The 7,459-nt window shown below is 61.8% G+C and carries 8 protein-coding genes; 4 read left to right on the top strand and 4 right to left on the bottom strand.

All coding sequences use genetic code 11. The features are described from left to right. Window positions 1-268: 268 nt before the first annotated feature. Window positions 269-1,681, bottom strand: coding sequence for a deoxyribodipyrimidine photo-lyase (locus RTI30_RS04965; protein WP_312262572.1), 1,413 nt, complete (start codon window positions 1,679-1,681; stop codon window positions 269-271). Window positions 1,682-1,798: 117 nt separating this feature from the next. Here RTI30_RS04965 and RTI30_RS04960 point away from each other — a divergent pair, with 117 nt between their 5' ends. Beyond that, a complete protein-coding gene (locus tag RTI30_RS04960) occupies window positions 1,799-2,422 on the top strand; it encodes a phospholipase D family protein (protein ID WP_312262573.1) in 624 nt (207 codons plus the stop codon). Window position 2,423: 1 nt separating this feature from the next. On the opposite strand, the gene glp is transcribed toward RTI30_RS04960, so the two are convergent. Genes glp through mobA form a run of 3 tightly spaced genes read right to left on the bottom strand, consistent with a single transcriptional unit; the run spans window position 2,424 to window position 4,734 of the window. Next, entirely contained in the window at window positions 2,424-3,662 is a 1,239-nt protein-coding gene (gene glp, locus RTI30_RS04955) for a gephyrin-like molybdotransferase Glp (protein ID WP_312262574.1), read from the bottom strand. A gap of 2 nt (window positions 3,663-3,664) precedes the next feature. Then, window positions 3,665-4,150, bottom strand: a complete 486-nt coding sequence (gene mobB, locus RTI30_RS04950; protein WP_312262575.1) for a molybdopterin-guanine dinucleotide biosynthesis protein B — start codon at window positions 4,148-4,150, stop codon at window positions 3,665-3,667. Continuing rightward, entirely contained in the window at window positions 4,147-4,734 is a 588-nt protein-coding gene (gene mobA / locus RTI30_RS04945) for a molybdenum cofactor guanylyltransferase MobA (protein ID WP_312262576.1), read from the bottom strand. Before mobA ends, mobB begins: the two co-directional genes overlap by 4 nt. A gap of 58 nt (window positions 4,735-4,792) precedes the next feature. On the opposite strand from mobA, the gene RTI30_RS04940 reads away from it, so the two are divergent. From RTI30_RS04940 to RTI30_RS04930, 3 genes are read left to right on the top strand one after another with little or no spacing between them, the layout of a single operon-like run. Beyond that, on the top strand, window positions 4,793-5,350 hold the full coding sequence (locus RTI30_RS04940; RefSeq protein WP_312262577.1) for a hypothetical protein: 558 nt from the start codon (window positions 4,793-4,795) through the stop codon (window positions 5,348-5,350). Beyond that, a complete protein-coding gene (leuB, locus tag RTI30_RS04935; protein ID WP_312262578.1) occupies window positions 5,347-6,429 on the top strand; it encodes a 3-isopropylmalate dehydrogenase in 1,083 nt (360 codons plus the stop codon). The genes RTI30_RS04940 and leuB overlap by 4 nt, the downstream gene beginning before the upstream one ends. Then, window positions 6,426-7,448, top strand: coding sequence for an aspartate-semialdehyde dehydrogenase (locus RTI30_RS04930; protein ID WP_312262579.1), 1,023 nt, complete (start codon window positions 6,426-6,428; stop codon window positions 7,446-7,448). The genes leuB and RTI30_RS04930 overlap by 4 nt, the downstream gene beginning before the upstream one ends. Window positions 7,449-7,459: the final 11 nt, after the last annotated feature.

Here is a 7,459-nt window from a genome sequence, read left to right as displayed (position 1 = left end):
CTACCCGGTAAAACCCCCGGATCCGGTACCCGACATGTTGAACCTGCATGGCACTCCTCCCTCGCCAAAGAAGTGCCAAAGGTTTGTGAACTTATGCATGCTTACATTCCGACCAGTCGGAAAAAAAGAGGCGACCAAGAAGGCCGCCCAAAACCACCAAAGGAGGAAGAAACATGCGCTCGCAACCATCACAGCTGCTTGCAAGAACTTAGAGAACAGGGTGGCGAAAAAGTTCCGCCGGCTACTGCTGAAGTTGTTACATTGTATTTCATGGCTGTTTCTTTAGTGTTGCAAAGGCTTCCAGGGCACGATCGCGGGCAAGTTGGTGGTCTACCAGCGGTGCGAGGTAGTCGCGACCGAGCACGACACCCTTATCGCGCCATCGCCCGGAGTCACTGCTGTATAGGGTGGCGGCATCGAGCGTGGCGAGTTCCGGCAGCCAGCGGCGTTGGTACTGGGCGTCGGCATCGAACTTTTCGGCCTGCAGGTAGGGGTTGAAAATGCGAAAGTAGGGAGCCGCATCCGTACCGCAGCCGGCTACCCATTGCCACGAGGCGCTGTTATTGGCCGGATCGGCATCGAGGAGGGTGTCCCAGAACCACGCCTCGCCAGCCTGCCAGGGTAGGAGTAGATCCTTGACCAAAAAACTACCCACGATCATGCGCACGCGGTTGTGCAGGTATCCTGTTTGCCAAAGCTCGCGCATGCCGGCATCGACCAGGGGGTAGCCGGTCTGACCGCGCTGCCAGGCGCCCAGCAGTCGCTCATCTTCCTGCCAAGGGAAGTCGGCAAACTCGGGGCGCAGAGGGGTGTGGGGCAGCTGCGGAAAATGGTAGAGGAGATGCCAGGAAAACTCCCGCCAACCGAGTTCCTGCAAAAACTTATCGGCGGCGCGGCGTTGCTCCGGCTGTGCTTCGACATGGGCTTGCACGCGCTGCCAGAGGCGGCGTGGGCTGATTTCCCCGTGGGCAAGATGGGGGGAGAGTCGCGATACTTTCTCGGCGGCGGGGTAGTCCCGGCCACTGGCGTAGTCTGCCAGCCGACTCTCGAGGAACTCCGCAAGTCGCGCCGCGGCCCCCAGCTCGCCCGGTTGCCAATACGCCAGAAAGGGGCTCGCCCAGTCGGGCCGACGCGGTTCCCAGTTCCAGTCGTTGGGGTCTTCCGAGGGCGGTACCTTTTCGCTCGCTTGGATTTGGTTTGGGATATCCCAGGGCGCATCGACCACCATATCGCGTATCAGACGTTTCCAAAACGGGCTGAAGACTTTGTAGGGTTGGCCGTCGCGGAGCACCTTCCAGGGTTCGATGAGGATATCGCCAGGAAAAGATTCGGCGGTAATACCGCGCACGCGCAGCATCTCCTTGAGCTGGCCGTCGATTTCCCGTTGCGGCGCGGCGTAGCGGCGATTCCAGTAGACCGCCGTGGCGCCGCTTTCCTGCACTAGCTCGCTGACCAGCGCAAGGGTTTCGCCACGCCGACAGACAAGGGGCAAACCGCGCTCGCCAAGGCGCTGTGCCAGCACCCGCAGGCTCTGGCGTTGCCACCATTGATAGGCCGCCCCGCGCTCATCTTGGGGATCACTGAGGAAGACGGGCAAGACCGGGCCAAGGGCGGCGGCATGCGCAAGGGCGGGATGATCGTCGAGGCGCAGGTCGTTGCGGAATAGTACGATGCTGGTCATGGGGTCCCCCGGGAGTGTCGTTAGACCCTACAAAGTTTGTTCGCGCAGGACAAGGGCTTGTCGCTGCCCGTGAAGTTGCGCCACAATCGCGGCAAATTGAGAAGGGAGCGAAACGTGATGAAGCGGAAATCTGGATGGCTTGGCTTGGCGATTTTGGCCGCGGTAGCGGTCTTTTGGCTGCCAAACTTTTTTCCTGGGGTGCTGCAGGCGGCGGCGGAGCAACTACAGGAAGCCGAAGCCGCACTCCCGCAGTCGCCCACGACCATCCCCGCCCAAGGCAGTATCGAAGTGGCTTTTTCGCCCCCTCCCGGTACCACCGATGTCATCGTCCGCGCCATGGGGGAGGCTAAGCATCGCCTGTGGATTCAGGCCTATAGTTTTACCAGTGCGCCCATTGCCAAGGCGGCCATGGATGCGCGTAAGCGCGGGGTAGAACTCCGGGTGCTCCTCGACAAGAGCCAGCGCACCCAGAAGTATTCGGAAGCGGATTTCTTTGCCAATCAGGGGGTCGATCTGCGCATCGATGACCAGCATGCCATCGCCCACAACAAGGTCATGGTCATTGACGACGACACCGTCATTACCGGTAGTTTCAATTTCACCCGCGCGGCGGAGCAGGCCAATGCCGAGAACCTGCTCATTTTACGCGGCAATCCGGCGTTGAATCAGCTCTATGCTGCCAATTTTCTGCATCATTGGTCACACTCAACCCCCTACCAAGGGCGCTTGGAAAGGGACTGACTCAGACCAAGCCCTCGAGCAACTGCACCTCCACCAGGGTACCGGCGGGCAGATCGCCGGCCTCGGCGGGCAGCACCATAAAGCATTCAGCTTGGGCCATGCCGGTGAGGATATGAGAGGATTGCGCCTTGACGGGAGCCACCTGCAGGCCTTCGGCACTAGCCACCAGGCGACCACGCTGGAAATCGGTGCGTCCGGGCTTTTTGCGCAGCGCCGTGGCGCAGGGTAGGCGTAGACGGGGAGCAACCCAGGGCGCCCGGCAGCCCATGCGTTTGCGTAAGGCCGGGGCAACGAACTGATAGAAAGTGACGATGGTCGACACCGGATTGCCGGGCAGGCCAAAAAAGTCCGCCGTACCAATTCGCCCATAGGCGAGGGGCCGCCCGGGTTTCATGTTCATTTTCCAAAACTGCACGCTGCCTAGGTTCTGCAGGAGCTCGGCAACATAGTCGGCATCGCCAACGGAAACGCCGCCGCTGGTGAGCACTAGGTCGGCCACTTTTGCTGCTTGCTGCAGGGTCGCGGCAATGCGATCGGGATCATCGTCGATGCGGCCGAAGTCGATGGCCTCGACTCCCAGGCGTCGAAGGAGCGCCAGCAAGCTGTGGCGATTGCTGTCGTAAATCTCGCCAGCCTGCAAAGGGCGTCCCAGGGGCTGCAGTTCGTCGCCCGTGGAAAAGAAGGCGACGCGCAGACGGCGAAAGACCTCCACCTCGCTCCGCCCTAGGCTGGCGAGCACGCCGAGTTGACTCGGCCGCAGCAGGGTGCCGGCAGGCAAGGCCAGTTCGCCCGCGGCCAAGTCCTCGCCAATGCCGCGTATGTTGGCACCAGGGCGTACCGGGGCATGCAGCTGCAGGATATCGTCGTTTGCTGCACATTGTTCCTGGGGGATGACGCTGTCGCAGTCGGCGGGGACGACGGCGCCGGTCATGATGCGCACCGCCTCGCCGGGTCCGACTTGCCCAAGGAAGGGACGGCCGGCAAAGGCGCGGCCAATGATGCGGCGCGGGCTGTCGCCGTCACTGCTACGCAGGGCGTAACCATCCATGGCGGAATTGGGCCAAGCGGGAATCGGCTGGGTTGCCAGTACATCGCGAGCGAGCACGCGATCGAGAGCGTTGTCGAGGCAAAGCCATTCGCTTTCTACTACGGGTTCCGAGGCGGCAAGGATGATGTCCAATGCCTCTTCCACACTTTTGGCATTCGGGTCGTGTTCGTTGTCTTCACAGCAAACGGCCATGGTCATTCTCCATACCAAGTCAGCAGAAAGCGGGCGATCGATGGCGGATCGTTGAGATCGAGGCAAGGGAGATCGGTTTCGATCGCCGCGTCCGTCGCCACCGCCAAGACTTGATCTCCGGCAAAGCGGCGCAAGGGCTTGCCGAGGGCGGCTCGATGCACCAGCAGCCGCGGCACCGGCCAATCGGTATTACCCTCGCTCAGCACCAGATCCGGGACCGGCTGCAGGGTGGCAAGCTGTGCTGCCCAGTCGCCGGGGGCAGCAGCGCGACTCAGATACCAGCGCTTGGGCCCCGCCAACAGCACCGGCTCTGCCCCCGCCTCCTGCAAGCGCCAACTGTCCTTGCCCGGTTGATCCCAGCGTACATCGTGATGCGTGGCCTTGATGGCAGCAACCCGCAAGCCCCGTGCACAGAGCAGGGGAAGGAGGGCGCAGAGTAACGTCGTTTTGCCCGCACCGCTGTATCCTACGATGCCTAACACCTTCACGCAATTGGCTCCTGCAGATCGGCGGGGGTGTTGCAGTTGCGCAGCTCCTCCGCCCGTAGCCGCAGCTGCTGCTGGGGGATGGCAGCAAAGAAATCCCCGGCACGGCGCTGACCGCTGGCGACGAAGCGTTGCAGTAGCGATAACAGCCGCCGATGTAGAAGGGCAATGACGGGGACGATGTCGCGTTCGTCGCGCGCCACTACCAAGGGCACGCCGCGGCGCAATTGCCAGAGCTGCCAGAGCAAATCATCGGGGAGATGGGGGGCATCGACCGGTACCACTGCCAACCAGTCGAACCGCGCTGCGGCGAGGCCGGCCAGAATGCCCTGCAAGGGGCCGGCAAAACCAGACTCGGCATCAGTGACGACAGGATATCCGAGCGCGGCATAGCGCTCGTGGTTACGATTGGCACTGATGAGGATTTCCCGTGCATGGCGCTCTAGGGGGCGGAGCGCATGGGTTGCCAGGGCGGCACCGCGATACTCGATCCATCCTTTGTCCTCGCCCCCCATGCGGCGCCCGGCACCGCCGGCCAGAAGTAGACCGGTGATGGGAAGGAGGAGGTGTTCGCTTGCCCTCGACATACCCCGATTCTGCGTCAATGTGCTATCCTTGCGCAATTTTTCGGAAGGTCGAAGCGCATTGGCAATTTGGGATTGGCTGACGGGCAGGGAGCAGCAGGGCACGGCGCCGCGCGGGGCGGTGGTGGATGCTGGCGTGCCGCCACAGGCGCGGGTGGAGGAGCTTCCCTTGCCGGAACCCCTATTTGTTCGACATTGGCAGGGCTTTGCGCGGCTGCCCGAGGACGTCGAGCTGCAGCAGGCGATCTATGTCTTTGCCACCCAGGCGGAATTTTTGCGTCTACTACCGCGGCAAGCCGCGCGCGCCTTCCTCGCCGAAAAACCGCGGCCAGATCTTGACGAAAATACCCTCACCGCCTTCTTTCAGGTGCTCTTTGGCGAGATAACCCGGCGCATGTACATCGACGCCGCCCGCCAGCGCCCCGAGGCCTTGGGCCTACGCTTCAGCCTCGCTAATGAAAGGACCGCCTCGGCGGCGGCGCGGTCCATCGTGGCGGCAGACCAGCATGCCATGGGGCCGGGCGTTTATCCTTTTACCCACATTCCCGAAAATCCCGATCCGGGTACAGAAAATCCCTTCGTTATCCATATTCTTTACCGTAAGGACCTGCAAGAATGAAAAAAATCGCATTTTTTCCGGGTGATGGCATTGGCCCCGAGATCAGTGCCGCGGCGCGCCAGGTACTCGAAACCGTTGCCGAGTTGGCGCAGATGCCGCTACAAATCGAAGAGGGACTGGTGGGCGGTGCCGCGGTCGACGCCCACGGCGATCCCTTGCCGGAGCCTTCCCTCGCCCTCGCCATGGCTGCCGATGCGGTCCTTCTCGGCGCCGTTGGTGGCCCCAAGTGGGATGCCCTTCCTCCCGCACAACGGCCGGAGCAGGGCCTGTTGCGGCTGCGCAAGGGGCTCGATCTTTACGCCAATTTGCGGCCAGCGCAGATCTTTCCGCAGCTCTTGGCCGCCTCGCCCCTGCGCCCGGAATTGGTACAGGATGTCGACATCCTCGTGGTGCGCGAGCTGACCGGCGATATCTACTTTGGCCAGCCACGCGGCATCGAAGTGGTGGAGGGAAAACGGCGCGGTTACAACACCATGGTCTATGATGAGGACGAGATTCGTCGCATTGCCCATGTCGCCTTCCGTGCGGCACAAGGACGCCGGCGGCGACTGTGCTCCGTCGACAAGGCCAACGTCCTCGAGACGACCCGCCTGTGGCGGGAGGTCGTCAACGAGGTGGCACGGGACTACCCCGACGTGACCCTGGAGCACATGTACGTCGACAATGCGGCGATGCAGTTGATCCGCAACCCAGCGCAATTCGATGTGCTCCTTACGGGCAATATGTTTGGTGACATTCTCTCCGACGAAGCAAGCCAGCTTACCGGTTCCATTGGTATGCTCGCCTCCGCCTCCTTGGGCGAGGGGCGGGGCATGTATGAGCCGATCCATGGCTCGGCCCCGGATATTGCCGGGCAAGACAAGGCAAATCCGCTGGCAACGATCCTCTCGGTAGCCATGCTGCTACGCCACTCCCTGGATCAGGAGGCGTGGGCCGTGCGCATCGAGAAGGCGGTGCACGCCGTACTCGACCAAGGGCTGCGCACTGCCGATATTGCCACCGGCGACAGCAAAATCGTCGGTACCCGCGCCATGGGGGAGGCGGTAGTTGCTGCGCTACGCGCGGGAGGACAGGCATGAAAAAGAATGCGTATACCGTAGCTATCCTCGGCGCCACCGGTGCGGTGGGCGAAGTGATGCGGGAGATCCTCGCTGAGCGCAATTTCCCTGTCGGCGAACTGATATTACTGGCCAGCGAGCGCTCTGCCGGCGGCACCCTCGATTATGCTGGCAAGACCCTGCGCGTGCATGATGCCGAGCAGTTCGACTGGCAGGGCGTGGATATCGGCCTCTTTTCCGCGGGTGCGGCAGCGAGCGAAATATACGCGCCGCGGGCGGTGGCAGCGGGCGCCGTGGTCATCGACAACACCTCACGCTATCGCTACGAAGACGACATTCCCCTGGTGGTACCGGAAGTCAACCCGCAGCGCATTACCGACTATCGACAACGGGGCATCATTGCCAACCCCAACTGCTCGACAATTCAAATGTTGCTGGCGCTCAAGCCCATCGCCGATGCCGTGGGCCTGGAGCGGGTGGTGGTGTCCACCTATCAGGCAGTCAGTGGCGCTGGCAACCGAGCCATCCAGGAGTTGGGGCGACAAACGCTGGGAATCTTCAAGCAGGAGGATGTGCCGCCTTCGGTATTTCCCAAGCGGATTGCCTTCAATTGCTTGCCGCAAATCGATGTCTTTCAGGAAAACGGCTATACCAAAGAAGAGATGAAAATGCTCTGGGAAAGCCGAAAAATCCTTGAGATTCCCGATTTGGCGCTTACCGCTACCTGCGTGCGAGTGCCGGTTTTCTATGGGCATTCCGAGGCCGTCAATGTGGTGACCAAAGAAAAGCTCAGTGCGGATGGATTGCGGCAATTGCTCGCCAAGGCGCCGGGTGTGGAACTCCTCGATGAGCGGGAGCCGGGCGCATGGCCAACGGCCCTCGACGCGGCGGGCAAGGACTCAACCTGGGTCGGTCGCATTCGCGAGGATTGTAGCCATGAGCGCGGCCTGAATTTTTGGGTGGTTGCCGACAACATTCGTAAGGGTGCAGCACTGAATAGTATTCAGATTGCAGAGATGCTCATTCGTGACCACCTGTGAGGCATTGGCGA

The organism is Candidatus Igneacidithiobacillus taiwanensis, assembly GCF_031962545.1.
Lineage (GTDB): Bacteria > Pseudomonadota > Gammaproteobacteria > Acidithiobacillales > Acidithiobacillaceae > Igneacidithiobacillus > Igneacidithiobacillus taiwanensis.
This window is presented reverse-complemented; position numbering and strand designations above follow the sequence as displayed.

Bases quoted from the DNA above. Each gene is read 5' to 3' on its own strand.
- mobA (WP_312262576.1), bottom strand. From the start codon at position 4,734: ATGTCGAGGGCAAGCGAACACCTCCTCCTTCCCATCACCGGTCTACTT.
- glp (WP_312262574.1), bottom strand. From the start codon at position 3,662: ATGGCCGTTTGCTGTGAAGACAACGAACACGACCCGAATGCCAAAAGT.
- RTI30_RS04960 (WP_312262573.1), top strand. From the start codon at position 1,799: ATGAAGCGGAAATCTGGATGGCTTGGCTTGGCGATTTTGGCCGCGGTA.
- leuB (WP_312262578.1), top strand. From the start codon at position 5,347: ATGAAAAAAATCGCATTTTTTCCGGGTGATGGCATTGGCCCCGAGATC.
- RTI30_RS04965 (WP_312262572.1), bottom strand. From the start codon at position 1,681: ATGACCAGCATCGTACTATTCCGCAACGACCTGCGCCTCGACGATCAT.
- RTI30_RS04930 (WP_312262579.1), top strand. From the start codon at position 6,426: ATGAAAAAGAATGCGTATACCGTAGCTATCCTCGGCGCCACCGGTGCG.